We start from the raw sequence: 17,182 nt of genomic DNA on the forward strand, positions 1-17,182 counted from the left end.
AGGTTAAGAAGCGCGCCGAAAGAGGACTCCGCGGTGCGGCGGCAAGACGTATGACGACGGCGCGGGGCGGCCGGCGGCGTCGAGCATCCCTGCGGGAACGCGCACACGGCGGCGGCGCCTGCCATCACCGTTGAGGTTCACTGCCGCGAAACCGCCGTCGAATTCCCGCCACCATGTGTGTCTGCTCCCCTGCGGCTCACCGAGCGGACTGCCCAATTGCCAGTCAAGCTCGGGTGCGTGCTGGATGCGGCTGTAGTCGTCGTGAGCGGTGGCGGAGTAGGCTCCGGCGCCGGCACCGAAGATCCAGAACGCGGACAGTCCGTACCGGAAGTTGGGATGGCTGTCGTCGCCGTCGGTGGGGACGCGGAGAATGGATAATCCGGGGCCGGCCGCCTGCGGCAGCTGGGCCTCGGCGGTGACCGGGTCGAAGAGGTTCACCGGGCTGTAGCCGAGCCAGACCTCCTCGAAGCCGCCGCCGTAGGCCGCGTGGGATGCCCAGCGGCCGGCTTCCCTGCGGGATTCGGCGATATTCGGGACCAGGATTTTCCCGACGCCGTTCAATGCCGTGCCGGCGGCAGCCACCAGATTTCCGAGGGCTGCGCGGAACACGGCCATGTCCGCGGCACCGCGGATCGGCAGGTCCAGCCCGTAGTAGTCGTCAAAAACATCGTTGTCCGCCATCACGCCGTCGAACGGCGAGTCCGCGAACTCGGCCACCACGTTGTCCACCCACCGGCGCTGGTAGTCCGGGTTCCAGACCTGCAGCTGCCAGTGTCCCGGGTACCGTTCCCACTCGATGCGGGTGCCGTCCAGGCGTGTGGCGAACCAACCGGCGTCGTCGTTCCCGGAGCCTCCGGAACTCCCGGAACTCTGGGAACGCCCGGAACCCGCCTCAGCCTCCGCGAACGATACGCCCGAGCTGAAGACCGGACCCGGCTCGTAGCTGCGCGCAGAGGAAAGGCACTTGTAGGCCAGGACGGTCATGTCCGGGCGAAGCCGTTTGAGTTCCCGGGCGGCCCCGGTCTCCCAGGGCTGCAGGATTGCGGCCCGGTAGTGCCCGGCGGCAAAAGCAATCTGCTCTGTTGTCAACGGATCGCCGTACCGGATCCAGGCGCCGACTCCGGTCATGAAACCACCGGTGCGAGGAAGTCCAGTTCCGCGGTGTCCAGCTGGCGCACGTGCGTGATGTTGCCAACGGCACGGTAGATCCCGTTGTAGGAAGACATGATCTCGTGCATCTGGAAGAACTCCTCCACCCGGGTCCGGGCGTTGTCCGAGTGGTCAACATAGAGCTCCATGTTGCCGATGACGGCCCGAATCTTCTCAGCCATCGTGTTCACATCCCCTGCCGGTACCAGTTCACCGCAGGACCCGACCATCCGCCCGTCGTTGGTGGCCAGTTCATCACTGATCAGCTGACGCATGCCGCCGACGTCGGTCCCCACCGTGGGGATGCCTGCCGCCATGGCTTCCAGCACCACAATCGGCTGGCCCTCGTTGTAGCTGGGCAGCACCAGCAGGTCGAACTGGTCCAGCCGGTCGCGGACATTGACGGTGCCGTGGATGGTGACGTGGTCGTGCAGATCCAGTGCCTCGATCTTGGCCAGGCAAGCCTCGTAATACTCCGGAACGTGTTCGGTGGGACCCAAGACGTCCAGATGCAGGTTCGGGAAACCGTCCCGGCGCAGCAAATCCATGCTGGATAGCAGGTCCAGCAGGCCCTTGATCGGCACCACCCGGGCAATGTAGACGAGGTTCCACGTGTGGTTGTCTCCGTTGCGGACCAGCTGTTCCCGGGCGGCGAGCCGCGCCCGGTACTTCTCCTCGAACTCCTCGATCACCATGGCGTTGGGCACCACCACCGCCTTGTCGATGTCCGTTCCCAGGTGCGCCGCTTCGGTGATCGCCGTTGGGTAGAGATAGGTAATCAGTGAGGCGCTGGGGTAGCAGAAGTGTCCCATTTCGGTCCACCATGCCATCCAGGCCCGCTGCTCGTGCGTGACGTCGAAGGTGCGGTAGTCCTCGGAGGTGATGGAAAGCGCCATGTTGCGGTCCAGCAGCGTGTTTACCGTGTCCCGGACGTAGAGGTTGTGCTCGGTAAGGAGGAACGAGGTGCCGTGGTCGCGTGCTGCGGCGGAACCCAGGAGCGAGGCGTAGCCGGTGGTGTGTGCGTGGTAAACACTGGCGCGGGGCATGGTTTCGCCGAGGATGGCGAAGGCCAGCGAAAGGAAGTTCCGCAGCGTCCAGAACGAATTCGCGAGCGAAAGGTTCAGCTGCGGCATCCGGACGGCGAGCGCTTCCATGAATTCCCGCGTGCCGAGCAGTGCCCAGAGCGGATAGGTGCGGGTGCGTTCGTTGAACCCTTCGTCAATGAGGTCCCACAGCGGTTCGACCTCGCGGTCTTCGGACAGTGCGTAGAGCGCGTCGAACAGCCGGTGCGCCAGGGCGGAGCGCTGGCTGGCATCCATGCCGAGGTCCTTGGCGGATACCTTCATGAAGTCGTGCCGGTGCTCCTGCATGCTCAAATACACCGGGCGGACCCAAAGGACATTCTCGGGCATGCCGTAGAGGTCTTCGGAGGGCGCGTTGGAGTCCCAGGTGATGTGGATGATCCCGTAGGTCAGGTCCGGGTTGTGGGTGACGATGTCGTGCACCACGGCGGAGACGCCGCCCTTGAGGTAGGGGTAGGTGGATTCCATGACAATGGCGACGTCGACGTCGTCGTATTGGGCCTGCGCTGCGGCTTGGGCGGGGAGCACACCGGCGGTTCCCTGGGCCGTCGTCTGCCCGAGCGGGGCGCGGCGGAAGAGTTTCTGCTTGATTCCGTACATGGCTGTGCCTTTCAAGACGAGCGTGCGGCGGGTTACCAGGAGGTGGCGTGGCGCCAGAAGAGGGTGTATTCGGGCTGGGACCAGTGGCGTTTGTAGAGCACCCAGGACACGGCGACCAGCAGCACGTCCGCAGCGACCAGTGCCGCGTATGCCAGTCCGGTCCCGTCAGCGCTGCCTGCGGCATCCAGCAGCAGGAAGACTCCGGCGCAGAGCGCCAGATGGATGCCGCCGAACAGCTGCGGGAGTCCATTGATGCCGATGTAGTCGAGTTCGTAGCTGAGCAGTGTGAGGAGCATGAAGGCCCAGGACGCCACGCCCACGCTGACGGCCAGCAGCACGTTCGCCGGCTGCATGCCTTCCAAGACCAGGGTGACGACGAGCGTGAGCATCATGCCGACGGCGCCGGTGCTGAGGATGGCGCGGTCCACCGTACGGCTGAGCCGTTGGGAGCGGGCTGTCATCACGGTCAGGGGCTCGTCGGAGATTGCCCGGTGAAGAGAGGCCACGGCTCTGTCCACCCGCGGGGCGAGGTTGACGAAGTAGTAGTTGTAGGCGATCACGGCGGGAAGCATCGCCACGAAGATGATCACCACCGGGAAGTCGCCGCCGGTTGCCAGGAACAGCAGGAACTTGTCCGCCCAGAGGACTGCGCCCATGAGAAGGCCACGGACGAGGTCGGCGCTGAAACCGCGGAGGGCAGGCCGGTTCCGGAAACCAAGGGCCGCCAGGCCGCGTCCCATGGCTGCGATTTGGGTGAGCGCTCCGGCCAGGGGTGGCAGCCACCAGAGGGTCGGCGCCACGCTGAGTGCTGCGGCGTAGGCCAACCAGGCCAGCGCCCAGAGACCGCGGCGGCTTCCCACGTTGGCCAGTATGAGGGACTGGACAAAGAGCAGGTGCAGGGCGGCGAGCGCGGCGTAGGTTGCCATGGCGGTCAGAGACCAGCCGGTGGCGAGCCAGAGCGGGATGGCAAACAGCGCCACCAGCGGCAGGGCGTAGATGAACATCGCGGGCCAACCGGAGCAGAACCGGCGGGCAATAGCCGCCGGGTTCCGTTCCGCCATGAGGTCGCCGATCAGCCGGTATGCGGGTAGGCAGGCTGCCTGCGCCAGCCAGGGGACGGTGATGGAGGAGGCCAGCACCACGTAAGTGAGCTGGACCCCGCCAACTTGCACGGCCGCCATCTGCGGGCTGATCAGCGGAAAGACCAGGTTGAGCAGGATGACGGGCGAGAGGTAGAGGAGCAGTCCGGCTCCGGGACGGGCCGCGTCGTCGGCCCGTTTGCCGGAAGCGGTGGCGCCGTCCGTGCCGGGCCGCACGGGGCGGAGCTGCCGCAGCAGCACCGCCATGACCAGGAGCACTCCGGCCCCCAGAAGGGCGTACGACCAGCCGGTGGGAAGGATGTTGTCCGCAAACGGGACAGCGGCGGTGAGGAGGAGTGCGGCGATAATTGCCATAGTCCGGTGGCGGACATAGGCGTCGTGTAAGAGGGCCTGCAGGGATGGCATGAATTCTCCAGAACCACCGTTGATCGGCAGAGCCGGGCGGTGGGATTGCATGAGACGCGGATGTGGTTAAGGCTGCGTTTCGAGGACTGGGATCCCTTGAGCAGCCGCAGCGCCCGGAGCAGATTCCGGCTGGTGCCCCGTATCGGGATATCCCTTGCATTGGAGAGAATTTGCTTCACCGCCGGACTCCGCGGTGAGCACTTCCATCACCGTATGACCGGCGGCCGCTTCGGCTGCGAGTGGAAGGTACGTGACTATTCGTCCGTTTTACTTGGTCTGTGTGGTGCTTTACTCCAGCGTGAAAGCGGACGCTACTCGTTACTTTTTGTCCCCTCTTACTATATATTCCGGCGGCTTGGCTCCCGCTGATTGTCAGCCTGATTCGTTCAAAGACGGTGGGGCCGAATGATCGGACACGCCATACGGTGCCGCGTTCGAGTCCCAATAATTCGGAATGGCCCTGGCAGGGCATTGCTCAGCGCCGCGTTGATCCGAATGTCGCGGTCGCAGGTGAGCATCACCTAGGCTCCAGCGCGACGGCTTTGTTCCTGCCCGTCCGCGTACCTCCATCCCCAGAATCGTGTCGGGGGATGGCTAGGGAAGGCATGATGTTCAATCTCAATACGCTCGACATTATCAAGCTTCGGCGTCAGGCGAACCAGAATTTTCAGCCAGCTCTTCTAGTCGTGTGACGAGCTATGTGAGCATAGTCGCGACACTCTTGGCCCTATTCAGCCCCTTTGCCCCGGTCATCACCAATTACCAAGGTCCACTGAACACGAGCTAGTCAGAATTCGCGTCTAGATAACTCTTGAGGTGCTCCCTCAGGGCGCCGTCGCAGACGTACACATATGTGCCCAAGATTCCCCGGGTGAGAAGCACGGAGTAGATATTTCTTACGTACTCGAGGATGTCCGAATCCGTATAGGTAATACCAAGTTTAGTATTGTTTTCGCGCCCCTTCACGTCGAAGTAATTGGTGCGGTCAAAAAATATGCTCCCGCTCTCGGGGTTGTAGCGAATGTCCTTTCCAATGATGACGCCCGCATAGTTGAGGTCATAACCCTGAACTGTATGAATTGACCCCACCTCCTTTTCAGAACCGATGCGGTTGATCCAGTCTCTCTGTGTCGAGTTCCATCGAAGGCGTTCACCGTCAATCTCAATATCGAACGCTTCTTTATCTGTCTTGCTGCGCCAGGGCCAGGCATAGCCTGCTATCAGACGGGACAGGCCGCTCTCTTTTTCTCTATCAAGAATCTCGCGCTTCATGTCGCTGAGATCGGAGAAGAATCGCAGGTCGTATCCGTCAAAGCGTTCCGGGGTCTGGGGCGGGCAATCGCTCAGGATGGCCCGAATGTATGCGACGTAATCCTGCTCTGCAGAGATTCGCATTTGCGACGACAGCCGGTATAAGCGCCCGTTGACCGCGGCCTCTTCTAAGAGAGATGCCGTCATGCCTGCGGGGAGATCCGCAGGTCGTACAGTTTGTCCTGCATCGAGCATGAGGATACTGGTCTTGCTCTGATGCCGAATCCAGTCCAGCTGGGTGTATTGCGGATCATCGCGGCCAAACAGTTTTTCGTTGATTTCGGCGAACTTCTTATTGAGCGGCCCGGAGGCCTGATTTGCCCGTTGATTCAGGCGGTGGGCCTCGTCGACGATGAGGAGATCGAATGGCTCCTTGCTCGCGCCGACGTCGAACGGCGTGAGAACAAGATTCTTGTGGAGTCCAGGCGTACGCGTGAACACCTTGGAGATGGAGTCACGAAGAGACTGCTGAGGGACCACAACCCCGACTCTGAGCGAAGCTAGCAACTCTGCGTGGCCCGCAGTGAAGAAATCGCTGAAGATCGACTCATGGTCAAGCGGATTTTTCGGGTCATGGCCAGCTATGTCCATGAGCAACTTCAAGAGGTAGATCGCTACGACCGTTTTCCCAGTTCCGGGAAGTCCTTGGACTACGACGGTGTTAGACCGGTTGTTTTCGAGATCCTCGAAGAGACCTTCCAGGATATCTTCAACCGCCAGTGCCTGATCATGATTCAGCGCTTTGAAAGGGGAGAGCTTAAACAGATCACTGTTGATTATTTCCGGAAGGGTGCGTTGGAAGAGGTGTTCCTGGGTCCGCAACTTTTCGAACACTTCGTCGAAGGTCTTTTTGTAAGAGCCGCGGTCGTAGTAGTCGGCATCAGTAATGCCGGCATTGTGGTTAAGGACTGCAAGCCGGCCTTCGCCGGAGAACATGCGGATAAGGAAGGATTCGAGGTCCAGGCATGCGGACTTGTTGAATGTTGAGTCCAAAACAACGCGGGCCCACCTCAGACGCCTCTTTTCCTCGGATCCGAGGTGCTGACGCATGCGTCCTTCGACGTTGAGCGATTCCCCTACATACACTTCGGTGTCGTTGTTCATCACGTACACAACTGGCCAGTTCCGATGAAGGGGGTCTGCTTCCCCCCACGCCCGCACTCTATCGGACTCGAAAGGGAACCGTTCAAGCCTAAAGCCGGTCATACTTCTCACTTCTGCCACGGGCTTTGGCGACCGGGTACTTTCCCCGGGTTATGGCGAGCTTCTCCATCACGATAGTGTCCGGATCAAGGCCCAGTCGGTCGGCGAGCAGCAAACAGTAGGTCAGCACGTCCGCCAACTCCTCTTTTGCCGACACCACATCGGCGTCGCCCCACTGAAAACACTCAAGAAGCTCGGCGGCCTCGATGCTGATACTTTTGGTCAGATTTTCTGCGGTATGGAATTGCCCCCATTCCCGCTCGCTGACAAACTCCCGCAGAGCGTTGATCACCGTCTTTTCGTGTTGCATTCCACGAATTTATCAGCACCGCCTCCCCGCAGCGTTATTACCTGCCGAGTTGTCCCAAACGCCCGTCTCATTGACAGGGTGCCACCTCGCAGCGAACGGGCGTGGTCGACCCTAATCCGTGGGCAACACCGGCGCCATCTGCCAGGGCTGCGGCCACGACTGGGCAATCTAGTCTCCAGCAGCTACTTCGCCACCGCACTGGCCTCCATATATACGTCCGCAGGCATCGACCGCTGCAGTTTCCAGGTGATCGCAATCGGCCTTGACCCGGTGTGGTTCATGTAGTCCAGCTGGCCCAGACAGACGTACGGCATCGTCAGACCTGACTCGTCGTTTTCGCGCGCCCGCGTGAACAGCAGGATCTGCGTACCGGCAGCCTTGTGGTCGAGGTAGCGCTGACCCACCGGACTGCTCGGGGAGGTGCTGTTTTGTGACTCCCAATGGAACACATCCGAGCTCATCGCATAGTCCTTGTACATGATGCTGGCGGCCCGGTCCTTGGCATCCTTTTCCAGCGTCACGAAGAACGCGTCGGTTCGGGTGTCCTCACACCAGGCCACGCCTTCGCGGTGCCGGGCCTTCCGCCCGTCTAGCGCCAGGTATCCAAGGGCGGCCAATACCTCTTCCCGTCGGTAGGTCGCATGCGAGTACAGGGGAACGTGTGCCAGTCCGCGGCCCAAACCTTTCGGGGAATAACGCGTTCGCTCGACACCGAGGGCGACCAGTTGGCGGATCTCGGCGCAGACAACCGGGAAGCTGCGCAGGAAATCGAAGCCGGCATCGTATGAGGTGAACTTCCTGCCCTCAGGCCACAGAGCAAAAAACAGCATCCGGGCCAGTGTCTGCTCGCGGGAACCCAGATCCTCGTAGCGTGGAGCATCAGCAGACACCAGCAGTGTGTAGGCCTCGGCGCGTTCGGGGTCGTCGACGCAAAGCAGTGTGGTCATGCGGCGGAGCAGCAGTGTCTCCTCCGCGATCGACCGCTGTTCATCCCCGTCCAGCAGAGGCGCCGGACCGGAGCCAGCTTCAGCCAATCCCGCAGCACGAATCAAAGAGGTCCAGGATTCCCCGGTTTTCCGGTAGACGTCTTCCAGGTCGCTGCCGGACTTTTGCAGGAAGTTGGCCAGGTTGGTTTCTTGATGGAGGCGGATGTCGGCGATCAACTGTGGCCGGTTGCTCCGCAGCTGATCACGAAGGCTGTCCGTGATGATCTGCTGGGACACCCGGTCCAGCACGATCTGGGAACCCGACGGCAGGAAGGGGAACCCCTTGTCAACCGCTTCCTTCAATCCTTTCCGCCGAAGGCCGGTGAGCGCGTGCAGCTTGTTGTCGAAGCGGAACTCGCGCCGCTGCTGGCCAATGAAGTCCAGGACTGTGAGCACGGCTTTGTCTTTGGCCCGGCGGAGCCCTCTACCCAGTTGCTGCAGGAAGATGGTGGAACTCTGGGTTGGCCGGAGCAACAGGATGGTGTCGACTTCTGGCAGATCAAGGCCCTCGTTGAAGACGTCCACGGCGAAGATACAGTTCAGCTCCCCCTTCCGCAGCCGGCTCAGTGCCGCTTTGCGTTCCTCTTCCGGGGTCTCACCCGACACCGCTGTGGAGGGGATGCCTGCCCTATTGAAAACGTCGCCCATGTATTTTGCATGTTCCACGGAAACGCAGAATCCCAGCGCCCTCATATCCTCAACGCTGGTGACGGTGCGTCGGGTTTCAGCGATGATCTTTGCTGCCCGTGCATCGTTGCCGGTGTACACATTGCTCAGCTGTGCGGTGTCATAATTGCCGCGCTTCCATTCCAGCTGGGTGAGGTCGACGTCGTCGGCCACCCCAAAGTAATGAAACGGAACCAGCAGGTTGGCTTCCAGCGCATCCCACAGCCTCAGTTCGCTGGCCACCCGGCCCTCGAAGAACTGATCAGCAACATTGACCCCGTCACCCCGTTCCGGGGTGGCTGTGAGCCCAAGCAGCTCTTTCGGCTCAAACCACTCCATGATCCGGCGGTAAGTCGCCGACTCGGCGTGGTGGAACTCATCGATGACGACGACGTCGAAGTGGTCGGGTGCGAGCGACTCCAGACCCTTCGCGGCAAGAGATTGCACACTGGCAAACACATGCTTCCATTCTGACGGTTTGTGCTTACCGACAAAGAGCTCACCAAAGTTGCCGTCCTGCATGACGTTGCGGTACGTGGACTGTGACTGGGTCAAAATTTCCTGCCGGTGCGCAACGAACAACAATTTCAGATTGCGTCCGGCCGCGTCGCAAAGCCGTTTGTAATCCAGGGCAGCGATGACCGTCTTTCCGGTGCCAGTGGCGGCGACCAGCAGATTTCGGTCGTGGCCGTGGACCTCTCGGGCCGCCTCCAGTTCCTCGAGCATGCCCTGCTGATACGGGTGCGGCTTAACTTCCAGCCCGGTGGAACCCTTCGGAATTGAGGTCTTCTTACCGCCATTGGTGGCGAGGGCAGCGTCGAGTTTGTCGCCGTCGCGTTCCGGGTCGTAAGGCTGGAACTCCGGCTGCTCCCAGTAGCTGTCAAAGGTCACTTCGAACTTCTGCAGCAGCTCCGGGGTTCCCACTGCGGACAGCTTAACGTTCCACTCCAGACCTTCGAGTAGGGCCGGGAGGCTGAGGTTTGAGCTGCCGACGTACGCAGTATCGAAACCCGTATTCCGGCGAAACAGCCAGGCTTTGGCATGGAGGCGGGTGGCCTGTGTTTCGTAGTTGATGCGCACTTCTGCGCCGTAGGTACGAACCAGCTCATCAATGGCACGCCGCTCCGTGGCGCCCATGTAGGTGGTGGTGAGCACGCGCAGGGGAACCCCGCGCTCCCTGAGCGTTTCCAGGGACTTCCCCAGCAACCGCAGACCGCTCCACCGGATAAAAGCACATAGCATGTCAACCCGATCTGCGGACGCCAGCTCGGCGTTGAGCTCGGAAGCAAGACTGGGGTCATCCTTGCCGTTCGTCAGCAATGCGGGGCGGCTGAAGGACGTGGACGGCCGGAATACCTGACGGGCCGCCAGCCCTTCCGGCGGGAACAGCGAGGTCAGCTGCTGGGGGCCGGCCTGGATTAATGCCGCGCCCTGAAGATCGCTCAGGATGCTGTTGGCCAACGCCACGCGGTCCGCTGGCGCGGCTGCGGCAAGGGCACGCCGTGCCTGATTGGCAATGTGGCTGGCGAGAACATCGGGTGAGAGATCATCCGTGATTGTTTCAAAGGCCGCGTGCAGTTCAGGCTGCGTCTCAATCCGCTCCGCTAGTTCCTTCGTGTACAACAGCTCGTAGAGACCTTCAGCCAGAGATTCCGGCTCTCCCCCATTGATGTTCTGCAAAGCCCAGCAATCCTTATCGTGTACGCCCTGTAGGTCAGAGACCGTTCCGCGTCGAGCATATATGGCTCAGCCCCCGACTGTGGGTTGACTGTTCGGTTCATCTCGCAGGCTAAGTCGGGACCTTGCTAGCCCCAGTCGCTTGGCACCGCCGACACCGCGAGCAACGCGGCCAGCGGAACCTCCACCACCTCGCCGTTCAGCACCCGGGGATAAGGCTGACCGGTGAGCGCGGAGAGGGTGAGCCTGATCAGGGTGCCGTGCGCCACGGCGATGATTCGCTGGCCGGAGTACTGCTCGGCCACAGCGCGCAGCGCGGCGAGTCCACGCTGCGCCACGGCGTCCTCCGGTTCGCCGACGCCGATGCCGAGTGCAGCTGTAAGCTGCGGTTCGGTCAGGCCATTGAGGTGCAGGCCTTCGGCGGATCCGTAGTCCCTTTCGACCAGCCCGGGAACGGTACCGGCAGGCTGCAATTCAGTGGAGTCAGCGATGATTTGTGCTGTCTGCACAGCACGCATCAGCGGCGACGAGACGACGACATCCCACTGACTAGCAGCCAACAGCCGCCCTGCCTCACGTGCCTGGGCGCGGCCCACACCATTCAGCGGATTATCGGTGCGGCCCTGCAGCCGCCGCTCCTGGTTCCAGTCCGTTTCGCCGTGCCGCACCAGGACCAACCGCTGAGTTTGCCTCCGGGCCGCGCTCACGCCGGCACCAGTGTGCGGGGAGCTGCTTCCGCCTGCTGACCCGCAGCTTCGGAAGCGAACACGTGGGCCCTCAGCACCTCCGGCAAGACCCGGTCCCCCGGCTTGGGCACCCAGCCGGTGACATGCGCCCGCAACGTCCGGCCCTGCCAGTCCGCGGAGACGTCAAACCCGTGCGGCCCGTAGAGCGCGGAGGTCACCACGCCGGTCCTCGACGAGTCGGAATCGCCGCCGTCACAAGGATGCAGCACCAGGTCCAGCGGCGACACCGCGGCGGTTACCGCAAGCGCGCTGTGCCCCAGACCGCCCACGCCCAAGCACGGCCCGGCTTCGAGCCGTACGCCGGGGATGCTGATGCCCTCCGCGATCTGAAGCCGTCCCTCCGCCCAGGTCCCGTCCAGCAGCACGGCATCGTTGACGAAAGACGCCACAAACGCCGAAGCTGGCTTCCGCACCAGCTCCTCAGGCGTGCCGATCTGCTCAATCCGCCCCGCCCGCAGCACCGCCACCCGGTCCGCCAGGGCCAGGGCTTCCGCCCGGTCGTGCGTGACGTGCACCGAGGTCAGTCCCTGCTCACTGGTCAGCGCCTTCAAGTCCAGCCGGAGCCGGGCCCGCAGCGGTTCGTCCAGGGAAGACAACGCTTCGTCCAGGAGCAGGGCCTGCGGAGCGCCAACAATCGCCCGCGCCAAGGCCACGCGCTGCCGCTGCCCGCCGGAAAGTGCAGCCGGCGCCCGCTCCCCCAGTCCGTCCAGCCCGACCAACCCCAGCACACTGCGCACCCGGGCCGCCGCATCTTTTCGGGGCACGCCCGCCAGGCGCAGCGGATACCCCACATTCCGGGCCACGGACCAGTGCGGCCAGATCGCGTGGTCCTGGAAAACCATGCCCAGGTTCCGTTTCTCCGGCGGAACCCAGGCGCTCGGGCCCGCCACCGGCGTGCCCCCGAGGCGCAGGGTGCCGCCCTCCGGCCGTACAAACCCGGCGATGCTGCGCAGCAGCGTGGTCTTGCCGGAACCCGACGGACCCAGCAAAGCCAGGAATTCGCCGTCGTGCACGTCCAGGTCCACGTCCGCGAGGCCAACATGGCCGTTGGCATAGACGTGGCGCAGATTTTGGAGACTGATCGAAGACATTTACTTTCCCTTCCGGAAGCGGGTGCGCGCTGTGCGGCGGGCACCCAGGGCGGCGGTCGCGGAGAGCCCCGCGACGCCGACGATCGTGACCAGCAGCGCCAAAGCGGACGCCGAGTTATAGTCCCCGGCCTGCTGGAGGTTGAAGATGACCACGCCGAGTGTTTGGGAGCCGGGCGCCACCAGGAGGATGGAAATGGTCAGTTCGCGCACGGCGGTCAGCGCCACGACGACGGCGCCGCTCACCGCCGCGGGAACGCTCAGCCGCAGCGCCACGTCGCCCAGAGCACGCAGCGGGCCGGCCCCGGAGATCCGCGCGGCCTCGTCCAGGGACAACGGCACGGATTCCAGCGGGGCCCGCACGGACTGGACCACCAGGGCCAGGAACGCCATGACATAGGCGCCGAGGATCACCCAGGGCGTGTTGAAGATGCCCAGCGCCGGGGCAATCAACAGCCAGGCGACGGCCAGGACCAGGCCCGGCAGTGCCTGCGGCAGCATGGCGGTGACGTCCAGCGCGGCGTTGGAACGGTGCTTGGTGCGGGTCAGGAGCGCACCAGCACCGAGTCCCAGCACGCCGCATGCCAGCGCGGCACCGAGTGCGAGCAACACCGAGTTCGCGATGCCGGTGAGCGCTCCGCCGCTGGTGACAGCGCGGGTGATGTTGGCCAGGGTCAGGTTCTCCCAGGTCAACGGCACCCCGGGCGCGGGCAGCAGCGCCTGCTCGGTCAGCGCCAGCAACGGCAGGACGCAGACGACGACGGCGGTGCACCACAGCAGCGCCGCCACCACCCAGCGGGCGGATCCCAGCTGCAGCGGCAATGCGGCTGCTCCGGAGCCGCCCAGTTCGCTGCCCCGGGGCAGCCGGCGCTGCAACAGCACGGCGGCCAGGCCCAGCACCAGAAGTACGACGCCGATTGCAGCCACGGCGGGCAGCGGATTGGTCACGGTGCCGGAGGCGAGGTAGCGGTACACCAGGGTGGTGAGCGTGGTGTACCGCTCGGGCAGGCCGATCAGCGCGGGAATGCCGAAGTCGGAGAGGTTAGCCACCAGGGTGAGCACAAACGCGGCCACCACGGCTGGGCGCACCAGCGGCAGGGTCACCTGGCAAAACGTGCGCAGCCCGCCGGCACCGCTGATCCGGGCGGCTTCCTCCAGGCTGCCCGGAACCCGGCGCAGCGCGGCACTGATCACCAGGTAGGCCAGCGGATAGGAGTGCACAGCCAGCAGGAACACCACACCGCCGCCGCCGTAAATATCCAGTATTGGGCGCGTGGATCCGGTCAGTGACATCAAGGCCTTGTTCACTGTGCCGGTCGGCGCGAGCAGCGCCATCCAGGACATCGCCCCAATGAAGGGCGGAATCAGGAACGGCAGCAGGAAAATCCAGCGCAGCACCGTCCGGCCCGGCAGATCGGTCCGGTCCAGCACGACGGCGAGCAGCGCACCGAATGCGGTGGCCAGCGCGGCGGATCCGGCGGCGGAGGAAACGGAGTTCCACGCCGCCGCCAGCACGTCGGGGTCCGTGAGCACCTCGACGTTGGCCGGCTGGGCCCCGCGGAACACAATGACGCCAAGCGGCAGGAGCACCAGCACCGCCAGCACCGCCCAGACCGCCAGCCGGAGCCAGTGCAGTCCGTCGCCCCGCGGCCCGCCGGCGGTGGAGTTCCGGCCGGCGGGGCTCCGACCGGCAGGGCTCTGAGCGGCGGTCATGATCTGCCCCGCCGGCATGGCCACCGAGTTACTTGAGGAGGTCATTGAACTTCGCGACGGCGCTTGCCTGCTTCTCGGCAATCACCGCGAGGTCCGGGTTCAGCAGCTCCACGTCGGCGAGGGCCGGCGCACCGTCCGGGACACCGGCGTCGTCGCGCACCGGGAGGTAGGACTGCCCCACGGCCAGCTCCTGGCCTTCCTTCGATACGAGGAACTCCACGAACTGATTGGCGGCGTCAGGGTTCTTCGCATCGGTGAAAACGCCGGCCGGTTGGGAAACGTACGGCACGCCGTCGCTCGGGTAAGACAAGGCGATCGGTGAGCCCTTCGCTGCCAGTTCGCGGGCCACATAGTCCACCACAATCCCGATGCTCGAGGTGCCGGCGGCCACGGCCTGCCCCACCGGGCCGTTGCTTTCCAGCACTGTGGGTTCGTTCTTGACCAGGTCCTTCAACCAGTTCTCCCCCAGTGCCGGAGTCTCGAGCCAGACCGTGGTGTTGAAGGCAGCGGCACCGGAGACGTCCGGGTTCGGCATGGCGATGATGCCCTTGTATTCTTCGTCGGTCAGTTCGGCCCAAGACTCGGGGGCGTTGTCCACCAGCGTGGTGTTGTAGGCGATGACGGTGGGAATGATGCGGGTGCCAACGTAGTAGCCCTCGGCGTCGACAACATCCGGGTTCAGTTCAGCGGTGTTGTCGATGTCCAGGACCTGCAGGTCACCCTCGGCGGCGTACGCCTCGAACGTGGGGACGTCGGCGGCGAGGATCACGTCCGCCTGGATACCGCCGGTCTCCTTCTCCGTGGCGATCCGGGTCTTCAGCTCGCCGGTGCCGGCGCGAAAGACCTCAACGCTGACCTCCGGATTGACCTCGTTGTAGGCGGCAACCAGTTCATCGATCTTGGCCTGCGGTTCGGAGGTGTACACCGTGAGCGTGCCGGTGGCACCGGCAGCTGCGCCCGCTGCGGCTGCCGGGGAGTTTTCGGCGCCGTCGGCGCTGCCGCCGCAGCCCGTCAGGAGAGCAAGCGTTGCCACGGAAGCAAGAGAGACGACGGCGAGGGCGGGGTACTTAGAGCTGCGCAGCAAGGGGTTCTCCTTGGAACACCGGCAGCAACGGCTGCTGCCGGGAAGGGTGGCCCGGTGCCCGTGCGGGCTCCGGGAGGGGATGGGTGAAACCGTTAGTGGCGGTGGTGGCCGCGGCTGGGATGACCCCGGGGTGCGGGGAGGAATTGGCGTGCGCTGTGGCATCGGTGCTCACCGCCGCTTTGAGGTGTGCGGTGGGCCTGCTGAACACCACGGCTTGGGCCCGCTGGAGCGGCACCGGCACGGCACTGAAACTGCCTTCGCCCAGCCTGATGACGGAGAGCCAGCTGCTGTCCAGGCCCTGGACGGTCTCCGGCGGAGCAAAAAGATCCTGGCCGTAGGACACCGCCGGGCCGGCCCATACCGGCACACCTCCAAGCCGGCCTGACAGCGCATGGTGGTAGTGCCCGCACAGGACAGCACGGACGTCCGTGCCGGCAAGCACGCCGGCAAGCTCCGCCGGACGGGCCAGGCCGCGGCCAGCCAGCTGAGGCAGCAGCGAATCGACTGGAGGATGGTGCAGGGCAAGCACAGTGCCGTCGGGGGCAGGATCAGCCAGAACAGTATCCAGCCAGTGCAGCTGTTCTCCGGTGAGCCGGCCAGCGGGCTGTCCGGGATCATCCGAATCCAGCGTGATAAGGCGCAGTCCGCCCACGAAATGCACGTCATTCCCGGGGCCCGGCCCCTGGGCTGTGCGCGAACCGGTGAACACTTCTCCCGTCCACGCCCGGGTGCCGGGACCGTCATGGTTACCGGGCAGCACGATCACCGGGCAGCCCAGCTCCCGCCCTGCCCGGGCGAACATGCCGGCGGCGTCGGCATAGATATCCCGGCCGCAATCCGCGACGTCGCCGGTAACGACGACGGCGTCGGGCCGGTAGCGGCCCGCAGTACGCAGCGCTTCGGCGGTGCGCTCCCACGTATCCAAGGCGCCGAACAGTAGCTCACCCGGATGTTTCAGATGAGTGTCGGTGAGGTGGATCAGGGTATATCCGAGCCCGGTCATGCCGTGGGGAGTCCGGTCCCGCGCAACAGGATGCGGGCGTGGTCCAGCAAGTCCTGGCCCAGACCGTGCCGCAGCAGGTACGCGGCGGCGCCCGTCTCACCCTCGAAGGATTCTGCAGCCAAGTCCTGCAGCGCGCCGTTCAGAACCTCGGGCGGGCTGGCCAGATGCAGCCGGACAGCGGTAGCCATTTCCGCAGAATCGCTGATCAGGCCGCTGAGCCGGGCCAACACAGCCCGCCGGAAGGAATCGGGAAGGGCTGATTCGGTGCAGGAGTAGTCCTCCACAATGGCACTACGCGAGGCCCCGACGGCGTCAAGCACCAGCGCGATGACCAGCCCGGTGCGATCTTTCCCGGCAGCACAGTGCACCAGGACCCCGCCGTTGAGGTTCCTGATCACCTCACCGACGGCGCTGGTCATTGCCTGGGCGCAGTTCTGCAGCAAATGCCGGTAGACGGTTTCAATCGGTTCGGAGACGGGGATGCTTCCGCAGTAGAGCGGAACGTTCACCACCCGTATGCCGGCGGGAACAATGTCGGGAGCGGAGGCGACCTCCCCCGGCTCGCGCAGGTCCAAAATTGTGGCGATCCGTGCTGCGGCCAGCTCAGCGAGGCCTGCAGCGTTGAGGTCATTAAGGGCTCCGGACCGGAAGAGAAGTCCCCTGCGCAGTCCCGGAGTGCCGGTTACTGCTGCCGCGTCACGGAAATTGAACAGTCCGGCAACTGAGGGTGGAAGGCCTGCAGATGCCTGCGGACCGGGGTGCAGTTCAGTATTCATGGAACCTCTGGGTCATGCTCGGTTGGGACTCTCCGAGTTCACCCAGCGGAAGTTAATCGACGGTGAACGAGGAGTAGCGGCCAGGCCAACCCTGTCCGAACACCGGAGGCAATCCAGTAGACAGCCCATTTATCCTGGGGCATTAGGTGAGTCGCCCTCACGGTAATTGCCTCAAATACACTGAGTGACCGCTCCGAGCGATTAGAGCTGAAGACAATGCCCTTTTTTGCAGGCGACTAACTGTGGCCGGGAGTTCCAATGAACGGGCGGGCAGCGGCAACGG

Annotated in this window: 12 protein-coding genes; all 12 read right to left on the reverse strand. The window is 64.0% G+C overall.

Annotated features, from left to right (window positions below; translation table 11 throughout):
• Nucleotides 1-3: 3 nt before the first annotated feature.
• Entirely contained in the window at nt 4-1,128 is a 1,125-nt protein-coding gene (locus AAE021_RS12195; RefSeq protein ID WP_342022605.1) for a putative glycoside hydrolase, read from the reverse strand.
• Nucleotides 1,125-2,831: a GT4 family glycosyltransferase PelF gene (gene pelF / locus AAE021_RS12200; protein WP_342022606.1), complete on the reverse strand. Its 1,707-nt coding sequence runs from the start codon at nt 2,829-2,831 to the stop codon at nt 1,125-1,127. Before pelF ends, AAE021_RS12195 begins: the two co-directional genes overlap by 4 nt.
• Nucleotides 2,832-2,863: 32 nt before the next feature.
• Nucleotides 2,864-4,336, reverse strand: coding sequence for a hypothetical protein (locus tag AAE021_RS12205; protein ID WP_342022607.1), 1,473 nt, complete (start codon nt 4,334-4,336; stop codon nt 2,864-2,866).
• A 783-nt stretch (nt 4,337-5,119) separates the two neighbouring features.
• Nucleotides 5,120-6,751 carry a DNA/RNA helicase domain-containing protein gene (locus AAE021_RS12210; protein ID WP_342025402.1) on the reverse strand — a complete coding sequence of 544 codons (1,632 nt, stop codon included), beginning with the start codon at nt 6,749-6,751 and terminating at the stop codon, nt 5,120-5,122.
• An 88-nt stretch (nt 6,752-6,839) separates the two neighbouring features.
• Entirely contained in the window at nt 6,840-7,160 is a 321-nt protein-coding gene (locus AAE021_RS12215) for a nucleotide pyrophosphohydrolase (protein WP_342022608.1), read from the reverse strand.
• A 182-nt stretch (nt 7,161-7,342) separates the two neighbouring features.
• Nucleotides 7,343-10,459, reverse strand: a complete 3,117-nt coding sequence (locus tag AAE021_RS12220; RefSeq protein WP_342025403.1) for a DUF3427 domain-containing protein — start codon at nt 10,457-10,459, stop codon at nt 7,343-7,345.
• Between the two features lie 158 nt (nt 10,460-10,617).
• Nucleotides 10,618-11,196 carry a histidine phosphatase family protein gene (locus AAE021_RS12225; protein ID WP_342022609.1) on the reverse strand — a complete coding sequence of 193 codons (579 nt, stop codon included), beginning with the start codon at nt 11,194-11,196 and terminating at the stop codon, nt 10,618-10,620.
• Nucleotides 11,193-12,326: an ABC transporter ATP-binding protein gene (locus tag AAE021_RS12230; protein WP_342022610.1), complete on the reverse strand. Its 1,134-nt coding sequence runs from the start codon at nt 12,324-12,326 to the stop codon at nt 11,193-11,195. The genes AAE021_RS12225 and AAE021_RS12230 overlap by 4 nt, the downstream gene beginning before the upstream one ends.
• Complete coding sequence (locus tag AAE021_RS12235) at nt 12,327-14,081, reverse strand: iron ABC transporter permease (RefSeq protein WP_342022611.1); 1,755 nt, start codon at nt 14,079-14,081, stop codon at nt 12,327-12,329.
• Nucleotides 14,065-15,120, reverse strand: coding sequence for an ABC transporter substrate-binding protein (locus AAE021_RS12240; protein WP_342022612.1), 1,056 nt, complete (start codon nt 15,118-15,120; stop codon nt 14,065-14,067). The genes AAE021_RS12235 and AAE021_RS12240 overlap by 17 nt, the downstream gene beginning before the upstream one ends.
• Entirely contained in the window at nt 15,104-16,123 is a 1,020-nt protein-coding gene (locus AAE021_RS12245; protein WP_342022613.1) for a metallophosphoesterase, read from the reverse strand. The genes AAE021_RS12240 and AAE021_RS12245 overlap by 17 nt, the downstream gene beginning before the upstream one ends.
• On the reverse strand, nt 16,120-16,899 hold the full coding sequence (locus tag AAE021_RS12250; protein ID WP_342022614.1) for a tyrosine-protein phosphatase: 780 nt from the start codon (nt 16,897-16,899) through the stop codon (nt 16,120-16,122). Before AAE021_RS12250 ends, AAE021_RS12245 begins: the two co-directional genes overlap by 4 nt.
• Nucleotides 16,900-17,182: the final 283 nt, after the last annotated feature.

The sequence above is a fragment of the Arthrobacter citreus genome, from assembly GCF_038405225.1.
Taxonomy (GTDB): Bacteria; Actinomycetota; Actinomycetes; order Actinomycetales; family Micrococcaceae; genus Arthrobacter_B; species Arthrobacter_B citreus_A.